Genomic DNA, 22,259 nt, shown 5'->3' on the forward strand with positions numbered 1-22,259 from the left:
CCATTACTTTCAGATGTGTGACGTTGATCGCTTCGGGTCAATGACCGAGGACAAACTCCGCGACATGCGGCGCCAGATCTGGATCAAGAGGGCCGAAAGAAGGAAGGCCAGCTCCGGTCATGGTTTTGGAATCAACATCCGGCATGTCCGTCAGAAAGTGACTTGCAGAGGGCAGATAAACAGTCGTCGCGCGAGGGTCAGCAGCCTGTAGCAAAGGCAGATCTTCTGTCGGGCTGATCTGATGATCCTTTCCACCCTGCACCAGCAGAACGGAGCCATGATACGCCCTCAGAAGCGCAGCAGGATCATAACGCATGACATCAATCAGGTATCCCTGCACGTCCGCGTTGAACAAAGCCTGTAAACCGGGATGTAACGTTAGCGGGTCAACACGGTGGCCTGCTTCAAGAGCATCAATGGTGCTATCAATTTGTGGAAGAACCGGGTGCGCGCGCGGATTGGCGTGAAGCTGCGCCCGGATGAGTTCACCCATTGGTCGCCCTTGCCCTGACAACAGGATCAAACCACAGACACCCTGGCTATGCTGAGATGCAGCAAGTACGACCAGTGCGCCTTCACTATGCCCACCAAGCCAGACGCAACGTGTCCCCGTTTCTTTGCGAATGACAGAGATCCAGTTCTGAACGTCCGTCACGTAGTCCTGAATGGTAACGTGGTTCCCGTTGGCGACAGCTCGTGCACTTCCAAACATACCACGCTTATCAACGCGAACCGTTGAAATACCCCGCCCAGCCAGTCCCTCAGCCAACAGTTTCAGCGTTCCCGGCTTGAGGCCAGACGCTGAATTCCCGTTTCTGTCTGTGGGGCCAGAGCCAGGGACGAGCAGAAGAACGGGCGCTGTTTTCCCCGCGTCAAGATAAGTGCCAGATAATGGCCCTAGCGGGCCTGGCGCTTCAAGATCACGCTCAGTTGCTGCCTCGGAAAGACCAGTTCCCAACATAACAGCAGCCAGCAGAGCAAATGATCGCAGAAAGACAGGCATCATGGCAGGACTCCGTTCAAACTGTTCTTGCCCTGTTGCGAGCCAATCCTGTCCTAGCGCGTAAAGGCCCGTACCAGCGCGTTTTGCTTTCCAACTTCAATCGGCAGACGCGTATCGGTGAGCTGACGGCCCTGCCAGCCCGCGCCCATCGCCGTGTAAAGCGAAATGGCGTCCCGCAGACGGGCCATCCGCCCCACAACTGCCTGATCCTGAGCAGAAAGTGCGGTCTGCTCAGTCGTCAGGACATTCAGATACCCGGTCAGACCGGCGCTAAACAGCTTCTGCGCTCGATCGCGGGCAAGACCGGAATCTGTCGCAGCTTCTTCAAGCTGCGTGACAAGCTCATTGTCATGGCGCCAGTCACCCATTGAATCTTCGACTTCAGCAAAAGCCTTCAGCACAGTCTTGCGATACACCAGTCGGCTCGCCTCGGCTTCTGCACGAGCCTGAGCAATTTCTGCTGTATAGCGACCGCCATGAATGATGGGCAGCGAAGCCATCATCATGAAGCTCCAGGCCATGCCGCCCATCTGAAACGCCTGATAGGCGGCAGAAGCGTTCGGATTGAACGTCAGCGGGATCATGAACTTCGGATAGAGGTTGGCAACCGCTACGCCGACCTGAGCCATGTCCGCTGCATAATGCGCTTCCGTGGCCCGAATATCCGGGCGATTTGCCAAGACGATGGACGGCAGGGACGCCGGGAACGCAGGAACAGACGGCAGAGGGCGCCGCACGTCCAGCTCTTCCTCCAGCTTGCCGGGCATTTCACCCAGCAGAATGGAAATGGCATGGATCAGGCGCTCTTCCTGCGAGTGCAGTGGAGCAAGCCGCGAGCGCTCGAGATGCTCTTCCGTCTGTGCCTGCGCTACAGCCAGCGTATTGCCCAGGCCGTGCGTATAAAGCTTTTCAGTCAGTTCGCGGGAACGCTGCGCCACATCGATGCTGTGTTCCGTGACTGCAAGCCGTTCCTGAATACCGCGCAACGTCACGTAATCTGATGCGACTTCGGACAGCAGCGACAACAGAATGGCGCGACGGTTTTCCAGAGATTCCTCAACGAGCCGCTTACGCTCCTCGACCTGCCGGGAAATATGCCCGAACAGATCGATTTCCCAGCTAGCGCGAGCACCATAGGTCAGGACAGACGCCTGTGGCCGGTTTGCCGGATTTCCAGGGCGGAGCGGCCAGTTATCGACATTGATGGAATACCGGTCATCGCCACCGCCCATAGCTGCATCAAGCTGCGGGTACCAGGCTGCCTGAGCCTGCCGCCGGACAGCCCGTTCCGAAATGATGTGCTGCGATGCAATCTGCAGATCATAGTTGCCCTTGACCGCGGCCTCGATCAGCTCGTTCAGCATCGGGTCATGGAACTGGGCCCACCAGTCCTTCATGTCTGCTTCGGTCCGCGCGATCTCGGCTGCCGTCACCGATTGTGGCTGCTCGACAAAGGTGTCGGGCACCTTGATCTTGTCTGGCTTGAAATTCGGCCCGACGGTGCAGGCCGTAAGTGACAGACAGGTGCTGAGAGCGAGGGTCAGAAGCTTGCGTGACATGTCAGAGATGGTTCTGCAGCCAGGTGGTCAACTTGCCACGGGCGCCCGGCGTTTCGCGCCCAATCGTGACGGTTGCGGTCATGCCGGCCGCGAGAGTGATTTCCGGCGGAACGTTATCCAGTTCCAGACGAACCGGGATACGCTGCGCAAGACGGACCCACGTGAAAATCGGGTTCACGTCTGGCAGACCAAGACGGTCTGACACGCCGTTACGGTCGTTAATACCACGACCAATGCTGACTACGTGGGCAGGCAGGATCTGCTTGTAACCCATGAGTTTGACACGGGCGGCGTCACCAACATGCACACCATGCATCTTGGTTTCTTCGAAGTATCCGTTGATCCAGTAACTGTGAGCATCAATCACGGCGAGACCGGGCTGACCAGCATGGGCATAATCACCGACGCGAAGATTCAGGTTGGTGATGTACCCGTCAACTGGCGAATAAACCGTAGAACGCTGAAGGTTCAGCAGCGCCGTATTCAGTTCGGCTTTTGCAGCATTGACTTTGGCACGTTGGGTTTCAACGTTCGAGTTGAAGTCTTCCTGCTCTTCGGCAGACACAATGCCACCGAGGCCCATACGACGCTTGGCATCAGAAGATCTCAGCTTGAGGTCTTCATCCGCACCGGCAAGGCGGGCACGGGCGGCGTCAATATCAAGGCGGAAGCGAACGGGATCGAGAACGAAAAGCGGATCACCGCGATGGACAAACTGGTTGTCCACGACGGGAACAGAAACAACTGTTCCGGAAACTTCAGGGGCTGCATCTACGACGTAAACACGAACACGACCATCGCGCGTCCATGGTGCCAGAACGTAAATGTCCCACATGGTCCGACCGAGGCCGATGGCCATCGCCAGGACAATCAGAGTCAGCAGAACGCGGATCACACTGCGGGTCCAGTTCATAGCCGACCCCTCCTAGACGTAAAGGATGAGTAGACAGAGAACACAGACATAGAGCGCTATTTCAAAGAGGGCGACGTGCCAGAACCAGCTCAGAGCACCGGTTCGCCACAGAATGCTTCTCAACAGAAGTGTTACGAACACTGCTGCAACGGCGTAAATTGAGAGGGGTGCGACAAAGACGCCGAAGAGATTGACTTCCGTAAGCATCAGGCTGTGACCTTGGTGCCAACTAACGGACTGTTCGACGAACTTTCCACGGGACTCCTCGCAAGTCCGTGACGACTCCCCCAAGGGCGTAATCACGGCACAGGCGAAGTGCTTACGCCATTAACCTACAACTGGCCAGATGGCTTTGACAAAAATCAGTCATAAAATGTCTTATTTGGAATGACTGAAGAAACTCTTCAGAATGGACAGGAAGCTTTTGCCCGTAAAACGGCCAATTGGCCCCAGCAGAAGACCAGTAACGGCTGTAATGGCAATAGACTGCTTCAGTTCGACCAACTTGCGGTCGCGACGAATACGCGCCTCGATCTCCACAACGTCCGGGATCGACCATGCTGCAAGAACTGCAAAAATCAGCACGAAGAACAGATCAACGCCAATAACGCACAGACTGGCTTTGACGTAGCTCAGGCCTGCAACGCTAATGAAGAACGCCCACAGAAAGCCGTGAAAAGAAATGGCTGCGAACAGCAGGAAGACAACGGCAACAAGCGCGCACGCAACTCTCCGACCGATTCGCATGGCGGAGCGAGAGAGAATCTGGCCTTGGGCGGAAAGGACTTCCTGACCGAGTTCGATGGGCTTCATGGAGGATCGTTGCCTTTATTTCTAACAGGACGGGCGCAGGTCTGTGAATGGCCTGCCTCCCGCCTGAAAGGTCACGTGCCGATTACTTGGAGAAACGGCCCGCCAGGAAACCGACCACAGCGGAAATCAGAATAGCGGCGATGGGCCGCGACTGCACACGCGTCGATACATTTTCAATTTCATGATCTGTGATTTTGCGGGCATTTGCAACGGCATGCTCTGTACGGTCCGCTGCCTGAAGCAGAGCCGGGTTAACATAGTCGTTCAGGATCTGCTCAACCTGCTTGCGCAGCGTCTCGATCTGGTCCTGCGTTGTCTCGGCTGCAGCTTCGATGTTCTTCTTGACGGTATCGCGGCTCATGTTCAAACCCTCATTGCAATCAAATAGGGACCTGGGAATCAGGCCCGGTATCTGGCTTCAAACGCAAAAGCATTATCAGAGGTTGCATGTCCCGCCCACCCGGCGCCCCACCTTCCCCCACACGCCGCAAGAAGCCCGCCACACGCCTGGCTCCGGCTCTCCGGCTTGAAGCTCTGCGCGCTGGACTACGGGGAGAAGCGTTTGACCTCACGGTTTCCGAGGGAGAAACAGTTACCGCCTATGGAACTGATGAAGCTGCATTATCTGGCCTACTGGATTTGATCGCAGGCTTTTCTCCACCCATGGGCGGGCGCGTCCTTGTGCAGGAAACGGATGTTACATCCCGTCCCGCCGGGCAACGCAGCATTGTTCTGATCAGCACCCGCGACCCGCTGTTTCCTCACCTCGATACGCGCAGCAACATCGTTTTCGCACTGCGCGCCCAAGGACAAAGCCGCGCAGAAGCCGATGCGGGTGCAGGCCGCATGATGTCCCTTCTGGGACTGGATGGACTGGGAAATCTTTCTCCGCAGGACCTCAATCCAGAACAGACCTTCCGTGCAATGCTGGCCCGCGCACTCGTAACTGCCCCAACCATTCTGTTGCTCGACAACCCATACGGTGGTCTGGACATCCACGCGGGTCGACGCATCGCGTCTCTACTGTCGAAACTGTCGCGCGCGCGAAATCTCAGCGTTTTGCAAAGCGTCACGCGCAAGGAAGACGCACTGCGCGCAGGAGGGCAGATCGCCCTCTTTAATGAAGAGGCGTTGCTTCAGTGCGGAACAGCGGCCGAACTGTATGATCGCCCATCAGACGTTGGAGTGGCGACACTCTTTGGTGAAGCCAATGCCTTGACCGGGCAGGTTCTGGATATTGCGGATGACGTCGCGCGCGTTCAACTTGCCTGCGGCGGCATTGTGGAAGCTCTCGCATCCGACGATACGCTTCAAAAAGGGCACGCCTGTCTGGTGTGCGTTCGCCCGGATCGGATCTCGCCCTTTTTTGGCAGCCAGTCTCTTGGTCTTGATGATGAGGAAGCGCCACCTGTTCGCGGCACACTGACGGACAGCGTTCATCTTGGCGATCATATCAGAATGCGGGTGCGCTGCCCGGATGGTACCGAGATTGAGCTCCGGCGCCCGCCTCTTCAGGCCCAGAAGCTGCCACGCGCCGGAGCCGCCGTTCAGCTCGCCTGGCCCGCCGGCCATGCAACGGCCTTTCCGCTTCGTGCCGACCTGTATTAAAGTGCCGCCGCATTCGGTCAGGCATCTGCGCCTGACTTCTTCATGCTGATCGAGGACACCATTCTGACCCGGCCCGCTTTCTTTCTGCGACATACGCTCCCGGCACGATGCCGGGCGGGTCTCGGTCGTATCATGCGTCCTGCAGCATTTCTGGTGGGCCTGCTTGCGATACAGGTTCTGCCTGCCAACATGCACGCGCACGCCACATCCGCAAGCAGCACCCGCCCTTCCGATGACATCGGGGATTTCTTCTCCCATGTCGGCCAAAGTGTCGCTTCTGTGTTCTCGCCATCCGAAGCCTCGGCGCACGCGCATAAACGAGCGGTTACACACCACTCCACAAAACATCGTCGTGCAGTCAAACCTGCTCCTCCTGCACCCGGCTGGGCCATTCCTGAAGGTGCGCTGACTGCGAATGCCCTGATCACAAGCGACAAGTCGCTGAAGCAGGTTGAATGGGACGGCCAATACAGCACGCTGGACGCGGGCGTTCATTCATCAAACCCAAGCTGGGCTGCTATCCTGTTAAACGGCAGCCAGCTTGCAGATGCCTGTCAGAAAGGTTGGGTTCACCCGCTGGACGGTACTTTGGGATGTGGCTTGCCCGGAGGCCAGACAATCATGGCACTCGCATGGGATCGTTCACGACTACCTGCCGCCCCTGACTGGAAAGACTTCTGGGACGTTGCACGTCATCCAGGACGCCGCGGTCTTTATCTGGGTGCACGTACAACGCTGGAAATTGCCCTGCTTGCAGACGGCATAGACGCGCGTGACATTTATACTGCGCTGTCCACACCCGCGGGTGTTAGTCGTGCGTTCCACAAGCTGGATCTGCTTCGACCTTATATTGTGTGGTGGAAAACACCCGATGATGCCGCCCGGATTATGGAGCAAAGCAGTGCGCTCATGACCAGCGCCCCCATGACGGAAATTTCCAGCGTCAGCATGAAAGTCAAAGCGGGACCAGCAGCTTCTCTTTTTGTCGCGCAGCCAGATCAAACTCTCAGCACCGCACTCTATTGGGCAATACCGGCTAACAACCCGACAACGACAGCACAGAAAACCCTGATCCAACTGCACACTCAGTCTCCACACCTGAACGACATGCCCGACAGCGTCCTTGATCCGCGAGGAACAGCTTTGTCCGTCAATGACGCGTTCTGGACGAAATACGGTGACCAGCTGGAGCAGCGGTTTCAGGACTGGTACGGCAGCAGCAAGCCATGATGGCCATCTCCATGCGGCTTCACTTGCCCGCCATTATACTTGGCCTGCTCATTGGCTGTGGTGTCATCACGCTGCTGATGCGTCTTCTGCCAGCCCGACACGTACGCCTTCTTGGTTTGCTGGTTCTACTGCCCGGTCCGGCTCTCGCTTTTGCGCTGCCTGAACTTCATCGCGCTGGACTAAGCTTTATCGGCCGACATTATGACATCCTCCAGGGTGTTCTGATTTCCCCAGCTGTCATGATGCCGTTCGGAGCCACGTTACTTGGGCTGCCCATCGGAACAACGCGCGCAGCAATCGGCCTGGGAGCAGATCTGACGACCCGCCTGAAATTAATATGGCTTCCCCTGCTTTTACCCGCCGCCCTGCTTTCCCTGACAATAGCGGTTCTGTTGTGCCTCGGCTGTGTGATACTGGATCGGCCATGACTTCAGTTTCTCCTTTCTGGCAAACCACGCCGCTAGATCAGATGACGTCCGAGCAATGGGAATCCCTTTGTGACGGATGTGGGCGTTGCTGCCTGAACAAGCTCCGCGACGAAGATACGGACGAGATCGTTTACACGACCGTTGCCTGCCGGCTTCTGGACACACAGACGTGCCGTTGCACAGATTATCCGAAGCGCCATCGCAAGGTGCCGGACTGCGTTACCCTAACGCCTGAACTCTTGGCTGAAATCGACTGGCTTCCACCAAGCTGCGCTTATCGATTGCTGCGAGACGGGTTCGATCTCCCGGAATGGCACCCTCTGCGCTCCGGGACGCAGGACAGCGTTCTGCTTGCCGGTGCTTCAGCAGGTGGGCGCTGCGTAAGTGAGCGCCGCGCGGGCCCATTGGAGAATTACATTACCGCATGGCCCGGTGAGTGGCCTGCGAATGCACCTGCGTGCATTTCCAGAAAGCGTTCCGGCTAACCCCATGCTTCCGCCGACCGTCCCTCTCGTATGGAGACGTTCGCCTCGTGCACGCCGCATGACCCTCCGCATTGATGCTCAAGACGGCAGTGTTGTTGTTACAATGCCAGAGCGCATCAGCCAGCGGCAGGGTCTTGCGTTCGTCCATCAGCATATGGACTGGATTACGTCCTCTCTCGCTGCTCTGCCTGAAAAACGCGTACTGGCTAACGGCCACGAAGTCATGATCGAAGGATCACCGGTTCCCATTCTGCACGAGCCAGATGCCCGCCGTGGCACATGGCTGGATTCAGATGGCCTTCATGTTAGCGGTGATGCGGCGCATACCGAACGTCGCGTAAGGGACTTTCTTCACAGCCTGGCCAAAGAGCGCCTTTCAACGGCTGTTGCACTTCACAGTAAAAGAATGGAGCTTGTGCCGTCCCGTGTCGATTTGCGGGAAGTCCGGTCTCGCTGGGGCAGTTGCACCCGAAAAGGACGCATCATGTTGAGCTGGCGCCTGGTCATGACGCCGCCGGAAATTCGAGATTACGTCGTGATCCATGAACTCGCTCATCTTCAACATTTTGACCACAGCACTGCTTTTTGGGGCCTTGTTGACAGATTCTGCGCAAATGGACGCACGGGACGTCTTGCAGCAGAGCGCTGGCTGAGCCAAAACGGGACCGCCCTGCTGCGAGCAGCATGAGGCGTGTGCGAGCTTGGCGGAATGGTAGACGCACGAGACTTAAAATCTCGAGTCCGTAAGGGCGTGCGGGTTCGAGTCCCGCAGCTCGCACCACATCTAAGTTATTGAAAATAAACGGCTTTTATGGTTTTCAGCAACCCGGAGCCCCCATTCTTCTACAAAGGGCTTCTACAAAACGAGCCCTGTTGTGCTGATTCGTCTGCAATCCGGTTTCCATTTCAGACGCGGGATTCCCGTTCGTTTTCGGCCTGCTCTGGGAAAACGGGAAATCTGGCACTCGCTGGAAACCCTCGACAGAAATCTTGCCAGAACCCGTGCCTGTGCCATGTATGGACTGACCTCTCAGCTTTTCGAGTGCATCAGTCTGGCCATGTCTTCATCGGAAGAAACATCCTCGCTCAACAAGGCGGTTGAGACCTTTCCGGAGGCTCTGGCTGCATCCTGTCCAGCAGGACCTGTTCCAGTCCATTGTCCAGACCCACGACAGTGAGATTCAGGCTCTGAAGTCCTGCTACAAAACCATGAACGCCGAGCACTTCTGGCAAGAATGGAAGACCATCAGCAGGTTTCCAGCGTGCTTGAGAAGATTGCTCTCGAAATCAGTGCTCTGACCGACATCATTCACAAGCTGGGAAAATCTGCGAGCCGCACTGGACATGGCTTGTCCGGTCCTTCCCCCCACTGCGAGTGACCCTGAGTTAAAAAAGTAAGGGTACTCATCAAAGGTTTTTCGAATGCATCATTCTTCTGAAAAATCAAAACCAAGAGAAACTAAGTTTACGGAATAGTTTTATTTTTAATTTAATTAATTGTAAATTTTAAAATCGAACATATTTTTTAATGAAAATTAAAACACATAAATAAGTATACCTTAAATCAAATACAATTATTAAAATACATATGATATTTTCGAAATATTATATTTATCCATTTTAATTTTACATTTTTCTCAATCGGTAAAATTAGTTAAAAATCCGAAAAAATAGATAATCTTTTGTATGTCAAAAAAAAGTTGATATCCACACTTTTAAGAAATGCTATTGATCTTCGTCCACGAAATAAGAAAGCGCCCCAGAAAAAGAGATGAATATTTCTTATTGCAACAAAGAATGAACCTAGAAAAACAAAGCAATCCACTCGATAGCACGTGGTAAATATTCAATAATTCTTAAAATTCGTGGGAAGAATTTAAATGAATAGAAAATCCAACATTAAAATTCGTCATTTAAACGTAATAAAACATATTTATAAAATACAAAACTTAAAAAAAACATCCGAAGTTATGTCTTTAACCCCCGCCGCAATATCCAAAACGTGTATAGAATTTGAAAAAATTATTGGAAAAACACTTTTCTCAAGAACTATACATGGACTTATACCCAATGAGATTGCGAAACGTGTTGTAGAATCTAGCATTTTAATTGAAAAAGAAATAGATAGGATGATTATCGATATAGACAATATCTATAACGAAAAAAACTATGTAAATATATCATTCCAATCAAACTCTATTATTTCAGAGATGATGAAATGTATATTATCTATAGTTTCATCTAAAAATGTAAATTTTACAGTAAATTATGGATCAAGAGAGCATCTATTTTCCTCTCTTCTGAAGGGAAGAACAGATATAATCTTTGCCAGTGCTTATAATGACATAATAGATGATAGGATTAACTATAAATATCTCATCCAAGATAAATGTGTTATTATCGATAAAGATCGCGCCTATTCAATGAAAGAGATAGTTAGAAACTGGGATAGCTTTCAATCGAAAGTATGGGTTCTACCCATTCGTGGAACCGCTATGCGCGATAGATTCGACTCTATTCTCGAGTATAATGGATTAAAAACACCGAAAAACCTGATTGAACTAAACTCAATCATTGGTGCATCCAGCTTGATAGACAATCCTGAGACTATAGGAATGTCTACGATATCCTATTTAAAATCAGTAAAATATAAATTTGAAGACAATAAAAACATCGAGGACCTTTCCGATATTACCCTCAACGTAGGGGTTTACTGGCGGCAAGATTCGAAGAAACTGGTTTCAGAAGTTGTAGATTTCTTCATCCATAATATGGATCTCAATAAGTAATTCATATTTATCCTCAATGCCCGAGAAGAAGAATTTCCACTTCTTCCCCTATTTGAGCGATCAGCCCCTTCCTCTTCTATTGCGCGACACTGGTATCCGACACGTGCTGCGTAGCTGCTGGGGGCCAGTAAGCAGTCACCAGTTCCGTCTGGATTGTTTCTATCTGCCCCTGAATCCAGTGCATATATTCATGCAGCCCACGAATAATGATCTCTTCAGCCGTTTGATCTTCGAGGCTTGCGCGTAGGTCGGCCAGACGTTCTTGCACGGCATAGCATTGCTTACGCAGATTGTAGTGCGTGGACAATGCGCCCAGAACGCTATCAGTCTGTCGTAAATTCAAGGCGAGAGACCGAGGAAACCCCTCGTTCTTCAGTAGAAATCCGACCACATTTGCTGGCGTTGTCGTGACGGGCTGCAAGCGTCGAAATGCGTGATATGCAGCCGCAGATCGCAGAACAGACGCCCATTGTGTCGTATCGATTTCAGAGCCCACTTCTTCCTGGGGAAGCAACGTATGATATCGCGTGTCTATGAGACGGGTGATCTGGTCACTCCGCTCCATATGCCGCCCCAGAAGGTAAAAGAGCCATGCCTGATCGCGGTATAAAGTGCCTTCGGTTACGCCTGTATGGGTCTGGCAGTCCTGCTTGATGCGATTACACAACGCAGAAAGACCAGTCCTGCGGATATCAGACGCCTGAAGATCAAGGACCCAGCGTGTGAAGACGTTCAATTGCATCCACATTTCTGTGGAAATCAGTGGACGAACCGAACGGGCATTTTCACGAACAGAGTTGGCCATCGCCTTGATGGAACTCGAATTTGCAACATCCGTAATGTAAAACTGTAAGTAGTCCTGCTCCGTAGCCGCAGGATAAAGAGCGCTGAACCGCTCTTCGTCTGAATTGATCTGAACGATTGTATCCCAGGACGTCCGTCCGTCCGGGCCTCGTACGAACGCCTCGGTCACCTCAATCAGACGCGCCAGATTTTCAATCCGCTCCATGTAGCGCGCCAGCCACATCATGCTCTCGGCATACCGGGACAGAAGGGTATTCAGGCCGGGAAGCATGCCTGATGCCGTTGGGGAAAGCTGTGTCATACGGACATCACCCATGTATCCTTCGATCCTCCGCCCTGGGAAGAATTAACAACCAGAGATCCTTTGCGGAGAGCCACACGCGACAAGCCCCCCGGAAGCACCCATGTCGTTTTTCCGGTTAATGCGAAGGGACGTAGGTCAACATGGCGTGCCTCTACGCCTGCGTCACACAGGGTTGGAGTCACCGAAAGATCGATCACGGGCTGGCTGATGTAATTGGAAGGGTTCTCCGTCAGTCGGCGCCTGAATTCCTCGAGTTCGCTCTCCGTTGCGTGTGGCCCTATCAGAAGCCCATAGCCTCCGGACTCCCCGACAGGTTTGACGACAAGCTTCTCCAGATTAGCCAAAGTAAAGGCCAGCCCTTCTGGCTCAGCGCAGATGTGCGTTTCAACGCTTCCCAGAATGGGTTCTTCTTCCAGATAGTACCGGATAATCCGCGGCATATACGCGTACACGGCCTTATCGTCCGCAACGCCGGTCCCGAGAGCGTTGGCAATCGTCACGTTGCCTTGACGGTAAGCTTCCACCAGTCCCGGAACGCCCAGAAGACTTTCCGGATTGAAAGCCAGCGGGTCCAGGAAAGCGTCATCAATGCGTCTGTAGATCGAATGCACAGGTCGGAGCCCGGCGACAGTTCGCATGTAAACATGATTGTTTTCAACGAGGAGATCGCGCCCCTCAACAAGAGGAACACCCATCTCGCGTGCCAGAAAGACATGCTCGAAATAGGCTGAGTTATAGATCCCCGGAGACAAAAGAACGACCTGCGGGTTAGTCACGCCTTCCGGTGCGACATCGCAAAGTGCTCGATGCAGACGCAGCCCATAATCCTCGACCGAGCGAAGAGGCATCCCTGATGCCAGATCCGGCATCAACCGCAGCATCATGTGCCGGTTTTCAATGACGTATGACACACCTGACGGGGTTCTGGCGTTGTCTTCCAGAACAAGGAACTGCCCGCTGCGATCGCGGATCAGATCAGTGCCATTAATATGGACATACACGCCACCCGGGACATCAACGCCGACCATAGCCTGACAGTAATTGGCATTTTTCAGAACCAGATCTGCGGGAATAATACCGTCCTGCAGGATCTTGCGATCATGATAGATGTCCCACAGGAAAAGATTGATCGCCTTGACGCGCTGTTGCACGCCTTTTTCGATAAACGCCCATTCGTCGGCTGTCAGAACGCGGGGGATCACATCAAAAGGTAAAACCCGGTCAATGGCCTCCCGGTCAGAGTAAACCGTGAAGGTGATACCAAGACGGTACAACTGGGTTTCCGCATTGGATGTACGGTGGCGGAGTTCCTTGATGTCGAACTGGGACAGCCTTTCCTGAACCAGTTGCAGGGCCTCAGGTAACGCCTCTCCCCGGTTCATCAGTTCACAGAAAAACGCGGGCTTGAGATAAGCGGAGAAAATGCCGGCTTCCTGGACCTGGGATTGCAAGACGTTGGACCTCATCTGTTTGCCCCGTTTCCTTACCCGACAGCTGTATGAACCATACCCGGCCGGATCATTACGATTATTTATTAACCTATCAACTCCCTTCTGTTTGCCAAGCAATAAAAGCAGCGAGCAGTTTTGTTTTTCCCAGAATATATCAAGAGAGTTGCCGTTGCCGTTCTTCCTGTTACGATAAAGGAAGGATAATCCCGAGCTAACGGGACATCAGGGGAGCAGGGAACATCAGGTCATGAGAGTGGATCGCGGAAATCTGCCACAATGAACACGCTCGTGACGCTTCGCCACCACACGTCCTATCGCTATGACCGTCCCGTCTTCCTGGGCCCTCAGACCATCCGGCTGCGGCCGCCCGTTAACGCACGCAGCCCCGTCCTGACCTATGCCCTGAACGTCGGTCCTGGCGAAGGTCAGATCGCGTGGCGGTTGGACGCCCACGAAAATACGGTTGCCGAAGCCATCTTTGCCGAGCAGGTCTCCCACTTCGATATCGAAGTCCGTATGACTGTGGATATCACGCCCTATGACCCCTTTCAGAAGGGCGGCCAGCCGCTTTCACAAACACCGGACAATCCCGCCTACAGAGTGGCTACGTCTGAGCCAGACCTGCTGGACGGCTTTCTTGACGGTCAATTCTTTTCAGCGGGAGAAACAGATCTGGCTCGCCTGATCTGGCTCAATCGCAAACTGGCCCAATCTCTGCACTATAAGACCCGTATGGAGCCCGGCACCTGGGCTCCAGCTGAGACTCTCTCCCGCCTGACGGGCTCCTGCCGGGATAGTGCGTGGTTAATGATTGCTTTCGCGCGCAGGTTGGGCTTCGCAGCTCGGTTTGTCTCCGGATACCTGATTCAGCCAAAGCCATTGGATACAGGCAGCCAGACCTTGACCTGTGACTTGCACGCCTGGGCTGAAATCTGGGTACCGGAATCAGGATGGTTCGGATTCGACACGACTTCGGGTCTGGTTACAGCCCAGAACCATATTCCCCTTGCCGTTTCGGCGACACCGGAAGAGGCTGCCCCTGTTTCAGGGCTTCTGGATCACTGTCAGGCGCGGTTTGATGTCCTAATGGAAGCACAACATTTGCACAGAGAGACCAATACCTGACATCATGCTTCGCAAGAGCTGCAATAAGGTGCCGAAAAAGTGAAGCTTTTCTCATGTCAGTGCTGCCAGCAGGCTCTGTATTTCGAAAATATTGCGTGTGAATCCTGCCATCATCCCGTGGGCTATCTTCCCGGTTTGGCAACGCTGACCGCGCTGGAACCGACCGGAACGGGTCGCTGGCACCCCGTGGAAGAACAGGTTCAGCATGCAGAACTCGTCTACTGTGCGAACCATGCCTATGACGCCTGCAACTGGCTGACGACACCAGACAGATCCGGAAGACCAGCCATCTGCTTTGCCTGCCGCTTCAACCGGACAATCCCCAATCTGGACAATCCGAAAAATCTTGAGCGCTGGCGGAAGATAGAAGTCGCCAAACACCGGCTGTTTTACACGCTGCTTCGCCTCAAACTTCCAATCCGGAGCCGTTGGGAAGACCCTCATAACGGTCTGGCGTTTGATTTCCTGGACGATGCCGCAGACGGCTCTGCCCCCATTATGACCGGACATAACAACGGTCTAATTACTTTAGCCATCCGTGAAGCGGACGACGCCGAACGCGAGCGTATGCGGGTGGAGATGGGCGAGTATTACCGCACCCTTCTCGGTCATTTCCGGCACGAAATCGGACACTATTACTGGAACGTTCTGGTCCGGGACGCGGGGCGCCTTGAGAGTTGCCGCGCAGTGTTTGGCGATGACCAGCAGGACTATCAGGAGGCCCTGCAAAATCATTACAACAACCCACCGCCGGAAGACTGGCGGGAACGGCATGTCAGCATGTATGCGACGTCCCATCCTTGGGAAGATTTTGCAGAAACATGGGCCCATTACCTCCATATCGTTTCCACTCTGGAGACCGCATGGGCGTATGGCGTGACCATTCATCCCGTTCTGCCGGATGCATCACCCCTCTCAACCAACGGCCCCGGAAACGATCCGTATCTGACATCCACATTTGACGAAATCATGGAGGCTTGGGTCCCCCTGACATCAGCGGTCAACAGCCTTAACCGCTCCATGGGCCTCTCAGACTTTTATCCCTTCGTGCTGACGTCCGGAGTGCGGGAAAAGCTGGCGTTTATTCATTCCCTAATCCGGGAGACACAGGCGCTCGGTTAGGAAGCCGCCTTTCCTGCCCCGAATTGGCGCGTGCGCATCTGCCGAGCCTGATGGATGAAGTACAGTTTGGCTCCCGTCATACGGACAGACCTGAACACAAGATAAACCGGCGCGGTCAGCGCCGTGCGGGACGAAAGCGGAATATAGGTGATCTGCCCCGCATGGTGCTGCTGCATGGAATGGGGAACGACCGAAATCCCCAACCCCCCGGCGACAAGACTGAGGGCCGCCATGAGTTGCGGCCCTTTCTGGCGGATATTGGGCATAAAACCTGCCCCGAGGCAGGCATCCACGATCGTCTTGTACAGACCGTTGTTGTACTGGCTTTGATAAAGAATGAAGTCTTCATTTTCCAGATCAGCCAGCCTGAGCCCCTCTGGTGGAGGATTGTGCGCAAGGGGATGGGCCTTGGGCACAGCCACAACCATGGGCTCTTCCAGAATCAACTCCACCATAACGTCCGAAACATCCGGGATGGACGCACGGACAAACGCGACATCCACCAGATCGTCTCGCAGGGCGCCGAGCAACTGACTGGAATTCCCCTCTGTCAGGCCAAGCGTGACATCTGGCCAGCTTTCGCGAAAATACCCCAAAACGGCTGGTAAACTGGGATGGCACATCGCGGAATTGGTGAAACCAACCGATAGCTCCCCGCTCTCGCCCCGCACCACACGACGGACATCTTCAACCGTCTCGTCCACACGGTCGAGAATGTCATAAGCCCCTTTGAGCATACTGCGTCCGGCAGCCGTCAGGCGCATTCCTTTGGCATGACGCTCAAAAAGTTGAACACCCATGGTTTCTTCACAGGAGCGCAACATGCGCGTGAGAGGAGGCTGCTGAATTCCCAGCCGTTCTGCGGCTCGTGTCAGGGTGCCTTCCTCCGCGATGGCAACAACGGCGCGGAAATGACGGAGCTCAACCATGCGATACCTTTAAGGTATGATGAAACCTGTATGGAAATATTGGATCTAACAGTTTTCCTCTCTAAAGTCCGCACGCCTTCTCACATACGGACAGACAGGACGCCCCCATGACCGACAAGATCCCCGCTACCCTTCTCGCCGGTGATGGTATCGGACCAGAAATCATGGCGTCTGTCACGACAGTGCTTGATGCTCTGGGAGCGCCTTTTGTTTGGGACCATCAGAATGCAGGCATGGGCGCTCTGGAGAGCAAGGGAAGCGCCCTGCCTGATGCGACGCTGGAAAGCATCGCCCGTACGGGCCTGGTGCTGAAAGGCCCGTTGACAACACCTGTTGGCAAAGGCTTCCGCTCTATCAATGTGACACTTCGTCAGCAGTTCGATCTGTATGCGAATGTTCGTCCGACGCAGACCATCGTGCCAGGCGGTCGTTATGAGAACGTCGATCTGGTCGTGATCCGGGAAAACGTTGAGGGCCTCTACGCCGCTATGGAACACTACATGCGCGTTGGGGACGATCCGGAAGCTGTGGCATACGGCGCCGGATTCAACACGAGAGCGGAATGTAACCGAATCGTAAGGTTTGCATTCGAGTACGCTGTGAAGAACGGCCGCAAGAAGGTTACGCTGGTTCATAAGGCCAATATCCTCAAGATCCTGAGCGGCATCTTTCTGCATGAAGGCCGCCGCGTAGCCGCAGAATATGAAGGTCGCGTGGAGCTTGAAGAGCGCATTGTCGATGCCTGCGCGATGGAACTTGTCATCAAGCCCGAAAATTACGACGTCCTCGTCACGACCAATCTTTTTGGCGATATCCTGTCTGATCTGGCTGCGGGGCTTGTCGGTGGACTGGGTATGGCACCAGGCGCGAACATTGGCGAGAAAATGGCTGTTTTTGAAGCCGTTCATGGATCTGCACCCGACATTGCAGGTCAGGGCATTGCTAATCCGCTCGCACTTATGATGGCAGCCAGCATGATGCTGGCCCATGTGGGACGTCAGGACCTGTCCGCCCGTCTTGATGCCGGCATGAAGCAGATCCTGACGACAGACAATATCCGTACCCGCGATCTTGGCGGCACAGCTACAACAGAAGACGTCACGCAGGCCCTCCTGCGCGCCATTCACTGAACAGACGACACGACCAGCAGGGAACACACATCATGAAACAGGTTGGACGCGATCTTCTGGGCAGCCAGCGCGACCTGTCCGTTGACGGACAGACCTATCGCTATTTCTCTCTTCCTGTCGCAGCGGAGAAAATCGGGGACATTTCCCGCCTTCCCGTCAGCCTCAAGGTTCTGCTCGAAAACGTCCTGCGTTTCACGGACGGCACGAGCTACAAAACTGAAGATGCACAGGCCATTGCAGACTGGCTGCAGTACGCGGGTTCAACGCAGGAAGTGCCGTTCAAGCCATCCCGCATTCTGATGCAGGATTTCACAGGCGTTCCAGCTGTCGTCGATCTGGCCGCCATGCGCGATGGCATTCTGGCGCTCAACGGCGATCCACGGAAGGTCAATCCGCTTGTACCGGTTGATCTTGTGATCGACCATTCCGTCATGGTCGACGTGGCAGGCCGTGCAGACGCCCTTCAGCAGAACGTCTCGCTGGAATTCGAGCGCAATGGCGAACGTTATGCGTTTCTCCGCTGGGGCCAGCAGGCATTCGACCAGTTCCGCGTTGTGCCGCCGGGTGCGGGCATCTGTCATCAGGTCAATCTGGAATACCTGTCCCAGGTTGTCTGGACCAGCACGATTGATGGCGTGACCTACGCCTATCCGGACACGCTGTATGGCACGGATTCCCACACCACCATGGTCAATGGACTGGGTGTTCTGGGCTGGGGGGTTGGTGGTATTGAAGCCGAAGCTGCGATGCTCGGTCAGCCAATTTCCATGCTCATTCCGGATGTCGTCGGCTTCCGTCTGGACGGCAGACTCCCGGAAGGTACGACGGCCACAGACCTTGTCCTGACCATCACGCAGATGCTGCGCGCCAAGGGCGTTGTCGGCAAATTTGTCGAGTTCTATGGCCCCGCATTGGACCATCTGCCTGTCGCAGACCGCGCCACCATTGCCAACATGGCTCCGGAATACGGCGCAACCTGCGGCTTCTTCCCGGTCGATGCGCTAACACTGGATTACCTGCGCCAGACCGGCCGTGACGAACACCGTATTGCGCTTGTTGAAGCCTATTTGCGGGCGCAGGGGATGTTCCGTGATGCGTCCACGCCAGAACCGGTCTTTTCCTCTACGCTCTCACTGGATCTCAGCACCGTTACGCCGTCCCTCGCAGGACCAAAGCGCCCACAAGACCGTGTAGAACTGCGCTCTGCCTCCGAAGCTTTCGAGCAGGCCCTGACGGAGACGCTCGGCGTCAAACCGGAAAATACCATCGTCACCGCTCCGGTCGCTGGAACGGATTACGCGCTGGAGCATGGTTCGGTCGTTATCGCAGCCATTACGTCCTGCACCAACACGTCCAATCCAGCCGTTCTGATTGCCGCAGGGCTGGTTGCCCGTAAGGCACGTGCACTCGGCCTCAAGCCCAAGCCATGGGTCAAGACCTCGCTCGCGCCCGGGTCACAGGTCGTGACCGATTATCTGGATCGTGCAGGCCTAACGGCGGATCTGGATGCCTTGGGCTTTGAAACCGTTGGGTATGGCTGCACGACCTGCATCGGAAACTCAGGACCGTTGGCCCAGCCGATAGTTGATGCCATTGAGGGACATAACCTCGTGGCGACATCTGTCCTGTCCGGCAATCGGAACTTTGAAGGCCGTATTTCACCCAACGTTCGCGCAAACTACCTTGCAAGCCCGCCACTTGTGGTTGCTTACGCGCTGCTTGGGACGATGCGTCAGGACATTACGACAGCCGTTCTGGGCCACACGCCGGACGGCAAGGCCGTCTATCTCAAGGATCTCTGGCCCTCCAACCATGATGTTGCAGAACTGGTTGGGTCCGCGGTTACCCGGGATGCATTCGTTAAACGGTATGGTCGCATCACGGAAGGCACGCCGGAATGGCAGGCGCTTGGAACAGCCAGCGATTCAGCCACGTTCAAATGGCAGCCCGGCTCCACGTATGTGCAGGATCCACCATATTTTTCTGGCCTGACAGCTGACCCACAAACAACGAGTGACATTTCAGGCGCACGCGTTCTGGCGCTGCTTGGTGACAACATCACCACCGATCACATCTCGCCTGCCGGCTCCATCGCAACGTCCTCTCCTGCAGGCGAATACCTTCAGGAACATCAGGTCGCGGTTAAAGACTTCAACTCCTATGGGTCACGCCGCGGCAATGACCGCGTGATGGTCCGCGGCACCTTCGCCAATATCCGTATCCGCAATGAAATGGCGCCGGGTACCGAAGGTGGCATGACACGTCATCAGCCGGACGGGACACTCATGTCCATCTATGATGCGGCCACGCGCTACGCTGACGAAGGAACACCGCTTGTCGTGTTCGGCGGCAAAGAATACGGGATGGGCTCATCCCGCGACTGGGCCGCGAAAGGTACGCGTCTCCTGGGCGTCAAAGCCGTCATCGCCGAGAGCTTTGAGCGCATTCACCGTTCAAACCTTGTGGGGATGGGCGTTCTGCCACTGACGTTCGAACCTGGAACGACGCGCAGGACACTGAATCTGGATGGGACTGAAACCATCAATATTGCAGGCATCAGTGATCTGACTCCTCGCAAAACATTGGTTATGACCATCACCCGTCGCGATGGCACACAGGAAAACGTTTCCCTCCTGTGTCGCATCGATACGGTGGACGAGGCAGATTACTATCGCCATGGCGGCATCCTGCCTTACGTCCTGCGCGGTATGGCTGCGGCCTAAACAAAAAAAGGCTCTGCCCCCGACAAGGGGACAGAGCCAAAGCAGGAAAATAACGGGCTTCAGGCTGTAAGAGACAGACCTGCGTTGTTCTGAGGCGCCAGTTTGTACGGTCCGCCAGCTTTGATCTGCAGAGCAAGAATGGCAATGCTGTTGGAAGGACGGCTGCCAAGCGGCAGAAGGCCACGACCGGCTGTCCAGCGCATGTTACCCTTCTCCGGATTGCTCCAGCCTTCCAGCGTCTCAGTCTTCAGATGAGCTGTAATCCGGTGGGTACGGCTCTCTTCAAACAGAGTGATATCACCAATCAGAACGCCGAGGTTGCGTCGGTCATCTACAAACGGGCCGATAACGTCACTCGGGCGGCTGGTTCTGGAGACAATCCGCACGCTTTTGACGTTGGCGGGGATCATGAACATGACACGGTCATTGGCTTCGCGGGTCTTGCGAATAACCGTGCCAGTGTCCGTCACCAAGTGAAGATCGGCATCTTCCGTAAGAGGCGCATCTTCGGAAACCGTCTCTGAGCAGACCTTGCTGGCACGCGCATCAAACTGGTGGAATAGCGGCTCCACAAACTCGCGCCTGACATCCAGCGGCGCATTACCGTCTTCAGCCCATGTTTTAGCACGACCACCCAAGGCGACGACATTGCCGCTTTGAGCAAACGAGCGACGATTTCCTGTGTCCAAATAGCTCTCTGTAAGAACACCATTCGCGGTGATAACGGAGTGCTGCTCCGTCTCTACATGGTAATAGTCGTAAGACGTGATGCTCTTGTCGTAAAAAATGGAGCGACCGTTTACGAGCATCCGCACAGGTACGAATTTACCGTCGAAGAACAGGCAATGCTCAGCAGTGATCAGCAGGTCTTCATAGGGAACACCATCTGAGATAGCATTCTTGAGAACACGGACCGGATAACCAGCTTTGTCATCAGGCAGTCCGGGGCAGACAAATGCCTTTTTGGTTCCAACCCACACGACCGGACGATTTACTTCGGCCTGAGCCTGCCAGTCATAAACGGTAACTTCGTCGCCAATGCAGATATCTTCAACAGCGACCTCTCCCTGTGCGGTGCGGACCATTGATCCCCGCAAAAAGCACACGACAACCAGTGTTCTCAGATAAGTTTTGCCGTTGATCGTCGAAACCGTGAAAGTCGTTCCTTCATTCGCTTCGGGAAGCTGGAATGAAGACGTTCCAGAAATTGGCTGCCCCTGACTGGTCAGCGTGTAAACTCCATTCACATACGTGTAGCCATCTGCCGAGAGGCCATTCAAAATAATTGTGTCGTTTTCCTTAATATTTGTAATATATCCGATAATGCTTGGCGTTGTTCCTGCTGCAATTTCAATTGTACCGCCGCCACCTTCATCGAACTGGATAAGTCCGACAGTTGTTGTCGCATACCCGCCAAGAACTACCGTTCCGCCATTTCCAATAATTATTTTAGAGTTACTTGAAACCGTAACAGTGTTATCGAGGGACAGAGATGCTCCGTCGCTTACGGTAACTACAGCCGCATCAGAAGAAGTTCCAATTTTCCACGTAGACGCAGTTACATCGGAATCGTTAATTATAGATACTGAACCTGTCGTAGCTTGACTTGCATCTGGAATTGGGAAGGCAGCATAGTAAGCTGCACCAGCAATAGTTCCAGAGTTATCTATAGTGATGGCACCATTCTGCGCACTGACGACAGACTGGCTACCCCCTGTTGGGGTAAAAATTACTGACGCTACCATTGTTTTCTCCTGCCTCTAGCCAGATGAGATCTGCAACTCACCGCGCCTGTTTTTTTGAAGCATGAGAATTTTGGCCACCACTCCCATATGGTAGTGGA

General features: G+C 54.3%; 21 protein-coding genes and 1 tRNA gene. 12 read left to right on the forward strand and 10 right to left on the reverse strand.

Annotated features, from left to right (window positions below; translation table 11 throughout):
- Positions 1–37 precede the first annotated feature (37 nt).
- The 6 genes from R5H23_RS08505 to R5H23_RS08530 all read right to left on the reverse strand — a co-directional run bounded on the left by R5H23_RS08505 (position 38) and on the right by R5H23_RS08530 (position 4,649).
- Positions 38–1,006, reverse strand: coding sequence for a serine aminopeptidase domain-containing protein (locus tag R5H23_RS08505; protein ID WP_317215132.1), 969 nt, complete (start codon positions 1,004–1,006; stop codon positions 38–40).
- A gap of 50 nt (positions 1,007–1,056) precedes the next feature.
- Positions 1,057–2,562 carry an efflux transporter outer membrane subunit gene (locus tag R5H23_RS08510; protein WP_211498695.1) on the reverse strand — a complete coding sequence of 502 codons (1,506 nt, stop codon included), beginning with the start codon at positions 2,560–2,562 and terminating at the stop codon, positions 1,057–1,059.
- A 1-nt stretch (position 2,563) separates the two neighbouring features.
- Entirely contained in the window at positions 2,564–3,475 is a 912-nt protein-coding gene (locus tag R5H23_RS08515; RefSeq protein WP_046900790.1) for an HlyD family secretion protein, read from the reverse strand.
- A 12-nt stretch (positions 3,476–3,487) separates the two neighbouring features.
- Positions 3,488–3,682: a DUF1656 domain-containing protein gene (locus R5H23_RS08520; protein WP_007284708.1), complete on the reverse strand. Its 195-nt coding sequence runs from the start codon at positions 3,680–3,682 to the stop codon at positions 3,488–3,490.
- A gap of 171 nt (positions 3,683–3,853) precedes the next feature.
- The gene (locus R5H23_RS08525; RefSeq protein WP_317215133.1) at positions 3,854–4,288 is read right to left on the reverse strand and encodes a hypothetical protein; all 435 of its coding nucleotides are present in this window, start codon (positions 4,286–4,288) and stop codon (positions 3,854–3,856) included.
- Positions 4,289–4,370: 82 nt separating this feature from the next.
- The gene (locus tag R5H23_RS08530) at positions 4,371–4,649 is read right to left on the reverse strand and encodes a hypothetical protein (protein WP_046900788.1); all 279 of its coding nucleotides are present in this window, start codon (positions 4,647–4,649) and stop codon (positions 4,371–4,373) included.
- Positions 4,650–4,735: 86 nt separating this feature from the next.
- Between R5H23_RS08530 and R5H23_RS08535 the strand changes: the two genes are divergently transcribed.
- The 8 genes from R5H23_RS08535 (at position 4,736) to R5H23_RS08570 (ending at position 10,828) form a co-directional block, all read left to right on the forward strand.
- A complete protein-coding gene (locus R5H23_RS08535) occupies positions 4,736–5,896 on the forward strand; it encodes a TOBE domain-containing protein (RefSeq protein ID WP_317215134.1) in 1,161 nt (386 codons plus the stop codon).
- A gap of 42 nt (positions 5,897–5,938) precedes the next feature.
- Positions 5,939–7,126 (forward strand): extracellular solute-binding protein, encoded by a 1,188-nt coding sequence (locus R5H23_RS08540; protein WP_317215135.1) that lies wholly within the window; start codon positions 5,939–5,941, stop codon positions 7,124–7,126.
- Complete coding sequence (locus R5H23_RS08545) at positions 7,123–7,554, forward strand: hypothetical protein (RefSeq protein WP_317215136.1); 432 nt, start codon at positions 7,123–7,125, stop codon at positions 7,552–7,554. The genes R5H23_RS08540 and R5H23_RS08545 overlap by 4 nt, the downstream gene beginning before the upstream one ends.
- Positions 7,551–8,039 (forward strand): YcgN family cysteine cluster protein, encoded by a 489-nt coding sequence (locus R5H23_RS08550; RefSeq protein WP_046900785.1) that lies wholly within the window; start codon positions 7,551–7,553, stop codon positions 8,037–8,039. The genes R5H23_RS08545 and R5H23_RS08550 overlap by 4 nt, the downstream gene beginning before the upstream one ends.
- 4 nt (positions 8,040–8,043) lie before the next feature.
- Positions 8,044–8,727: a SprT family zinc-dependent metalloprotease gene (locus R5H23_RS08555; protein ID WP_317215137.1), complete on the forward strand. Its 684-nt coding sequence runs from the start codon at positions 8,044–8,046 to the stop codon at positions 8,725–8,727.
- Between the two features lie 7 nt (positions 8,728–8,734).
- Positions 8,735–8,820 (forward strand) — tRNA-Leu (locus R5H23_RS08560).
- A gap of 94 nt (positions 8,821–8,914) precedes the next feature.
- The gene (locus R5H23_RS08565) at positions 8,915–9,217 is read left to right on the forward strand and encodes a DUF6538 domain-containing protein (RefSeq protein ID WP_317215138.1); all 303 of its coding nucleotides are present in this window, start codon (positions 8,915–8,917) and stop codon (positions 9,215–9,217) included.
- Between the two features lie 702 nt (positions 9,218–9,919).
- Positions 9,920–10,828, forward strand: a complete 909-nt coding sequence (locus R5H23_RS08570; RefSeq protein WP_317215139.1) for a hypothetical protein — start codon at positions 9,920–9,922, stop codon at positions 10,826–10,828.
- A 76-nt stretch (positions 10,829–10,904) separates the two neighbouring features.
- Here the strand turns inward: R5H23_RS08570 and R5H23_RS08575 are convergent, their stop codons facing one another.
- Complete coding sequence (locus tag R5H23_RS08575; RefSeq protein WP_317215474.1) at positions 10,905–11,903, reverse strand: alpha-E domain-containing protein; 999 nt, start codon at positions 11,901–11,903, stop codon at positions 10,905–10,907.
- A gap of 26 nt (positions 11,904–11,929) precedes the next feature.
- Positions 11,930–13,402 carry a circularly permuted type 2 ATP-grasp protein gene (locus tag R5H23_RS08580; protein ID WP_202207186.1) on the reverse strand — a complete coding sequence of 491 codons (1,473 nt, stop codon included), beginning with the start codon at positions 13,400–13,402 and terminating at the stop codon, positions 11,930–11,932.
- 261 nt (positions 13,403–13,663) lie between these two features.
- On the opposite strand from R5H23_RS08580, the gene R5H23_RS08585 reads away from it, so the two are divergent.
- Together R5H23_RS08585 and R5H23_RS08590 are read left to right on the forward strand one after the other, a co-directional pair.
- Positions 13,664–14,512, forward strand: a complete 849-nt coding sequence (locus tag R5H23_RS08585; protein WP_317215140.1) for a transglutaminase family protein — start codon at positions 13,664–13,666, stop codon at positions 14,510–14,512.
- Between the two features lie 39 nt (positions 14,513–14,551).
- Positions 14,552–15,634 carry a putative zinc-binding metallopeptidase gene (locus R5H23_RS08590; protein WP_099211816.1) on the forward strand — a complete coding sequence of 361 codons (1,083 nt, stop codon included), beginning with the start codon at positions 14,552–14,554 and terminating at the stop codon, positions 15,632–15,634.
- Here R5H23_RS08590 and R5H23_RS08595 read toward each other — a convergent pair.
- The gene (locus R5H23_RS08595; RefSeq protein ID WP_317215141.1) at positions 15,631–16,563 is read right to left on the reverse strand and encodes a LysR family transcriptional regulator; all 933 of its coding nucleotides are present in this window, start codon (positions 16,561–16,563) and stop codon (positions 15,631–15,633) included. The two genes, R5H23_RS08590 and R5H23_RS08595, sit on opposite strands and share 4 nt — an antisense overlap.
- A 107-nt stretch (positions 16,564–16,670) precedes the next feature.
- Between R5H23_RS08595 and R5H23_RS08600 the strand changes: the two genes are divergently transcribed.
- Together R5H23_RS08600 and acnA are read left to right on the forward strand one after the other, a co-directional pair.
- The gene (locus R5H23_RS08600) at positions 16,671–17,693 is read left to right on the forward strand and encodes an isocitrate/isopropylmalate family dehydrogenase (RefSeq protein WP_317215142.1); all 1,023 of its coding nucleotides are present in this window, start codon (positions 16,671–16,673) and stop codon (positions 17,691–17,693) included.
- Positions 17,694–17,725: 32 nt separating this feature from the next.
- A complete protein-coding gene (gene acnA / locus R5H23_RS08605) occupies positions 17,726–20,416 on the forward strand; it encodes an aconitate hydratase AcnA (RefSeq protein WP_317215143.1) in 2,691 nt (896 codons plus the stop codon).
- Positions 20,417–20,475: 59 nt separating this feature from the next.
- Here the strand turns inward: acnA and R5H23_RS08610 are convergent, their stop codons facing one another.
- A complete protein-coding gene (locus R5H23_RS08610) occupies positions 20,476–22,161 on the reverse strand; it encodes a Hint domain-containing protein (protein WP_317215144.1) in 1,686 nt (561 codons plus the stop codon).
- Positions 22,162–22,259: the final 98 nt, after the last annotated feature.

Source organism: Gluconobacter sp. GP1 (genome assembly GCF_032913585.1).
Classification (GTDB): Bacteria; Pseudomonadota; Alphaproteobacteria; order Acetobacterales; family Acetobacteraceae; genus Gluconobacter; species Gluconobacter cerinus.

What these genes read in the sequence shown, in the direction of transcription:
- R5H23_RS08505 (WP_317215132.1), bottom strand. Translation starts at nt 1,006, where the DNA reads ATGATGCCTGTCTTTCTGCGATCATTTGCTCTGCTGGCTGCTGTTATG.
- R5H23_RS08510 (WP_211498695.1), bottom strand. Translation starts at nt 2,562, where the DNA reads ATGTCACGCAAGCTTCTGACCCTCGCTCTCAGCACCTGTCTGTCACTT.
- R5H23_RS08515 (WP_046900790.1), bottom strand. Translation starts at nt 3,475, where the DNA reads ATGAACTGGACCCGCAGTGTGATCCGCGTTCTGCTGACTCTGATTGTC.
- R5H23_RS08520 (WP_007284708.1), bottom strand. Translation starts at nt 3,682, where the DNA reads ATGCTTACGGAAGTCAATCTCTTCGGCGTCTTTGTCGCACCCCTCTCA.
- R5H23_RS08525 (WP_317215133.1), bottom strand. Translation starts at nt 4,288, where the DNA reads ATGAAGCCCATCGAACTCGGTCAGGAAGTCCTTTCCGCCCAAGGCCAG.
- R5H23_RS08530 (WP_046900788.1), bottom strand. Translation starts at nt 4,649, where the DNA reads ATGAGCCGCGATACCGTCAAGAAGAACATCGAAGCTGCAGCCGAGACA.
- R5H23_RS08535 (WP_317215134.1), top strand. Translation starts at nt 4,736, where the DNA reads ATGTCCCGCCCACCCGGCGCCCCACCTTCCCCCACACGCCGCAAGAAG.
- R5H23_RS08540 (WP_317215135.1), top strand. Translation starts at nt 5,939, where the DNA reads ATGCTGATCGAGGACACCATTCTGACCCGGCCCGCTTTCTTTCTGCGA.
- R5H23_RS08545 (WP_317215136.1), top strand. Translation starts at nt 7,123, where the DNA reads ATGATGGCCATCTCCATGCGGCTTCACTTGCCCGCCATTATACTTGGC.
- R5H23_RS08550 (WP_046900785.1), top strand. Translation starts at nt 7,551, where the DNA reads ATGACTTCAGTTTCTCCTTTCTGGCAAACCACGCCGCTAGATCAGATG.
- R5H23_RS08555 (WP_317215137.1), top strand. Translation starts at nt 8,044, where the DNA reads ATGCTTCCGCCGACCGTCCCTCTCGTATGGAGACGTTCGCCTCGTGCA.
- R5H23_RS08570 (WP_317215139.1), top strand. Translation starts at nt 9,920, where the DNA reads ATGAATAGAAAATCCAACATTAAAATTCGTCATTTAAACGTAATAAAA.
- R5H23_RS08575 (WP_317215474.1), bottom strand. Translation starts at nt 11,903, where the DNA reads ATGCTTCCCGGCCTGAATACCCTTCTGTCCCGGTATGCCGAGAGCATG.
- R5H23_RS08580 (WP_202207186.1), bottom strand. Translation starts at nt 13,402, where the DNA reads ATGAGGTCCAACGTCTTGCAATCCCAGGTCCAGGAAGCCGGCATTTTC.
- R5H23_RS08585 (WP_317215140.1), top strand. Translation starts at nt 13,664, where the DNA reads ATGAACACGCTCGTGACGCTTCGCCACCACACGTCCTATCGCTATGAC.
- R5H23_RS08595 (WP_317215141.1), bottom strand. Translation starts at nt 16,563, where the DNA reads ATGGTTGAGCTCCGTCATTTCCGCGCCGTTGTTGCCATCGCGGAGGAA.
- R5H23_RS08600 (WP_317215142.1), top strand. Translation starts at nt 16,671, where the DNA reads ATGACCGACAAGATCCCCGCTACCCTTCTCGCCGGTGATGGTATCGGA.
- acnA (WP_317215143.1), top strand. Translation starts at nt 17,726, where the DNA reads ATGAAACAGGTTGGACGCGATCTTCTGGGCAGCCAGCGCGACCTGTCC.
- R5H23_RS08610 (WP_317215144.1), bottom strand. Translation starts at nt 22,161, where the DNA reads ATGGTAGCGTCAGTAATTTTTACCCCAACAGGGGGTAGCCAGTCTGTC.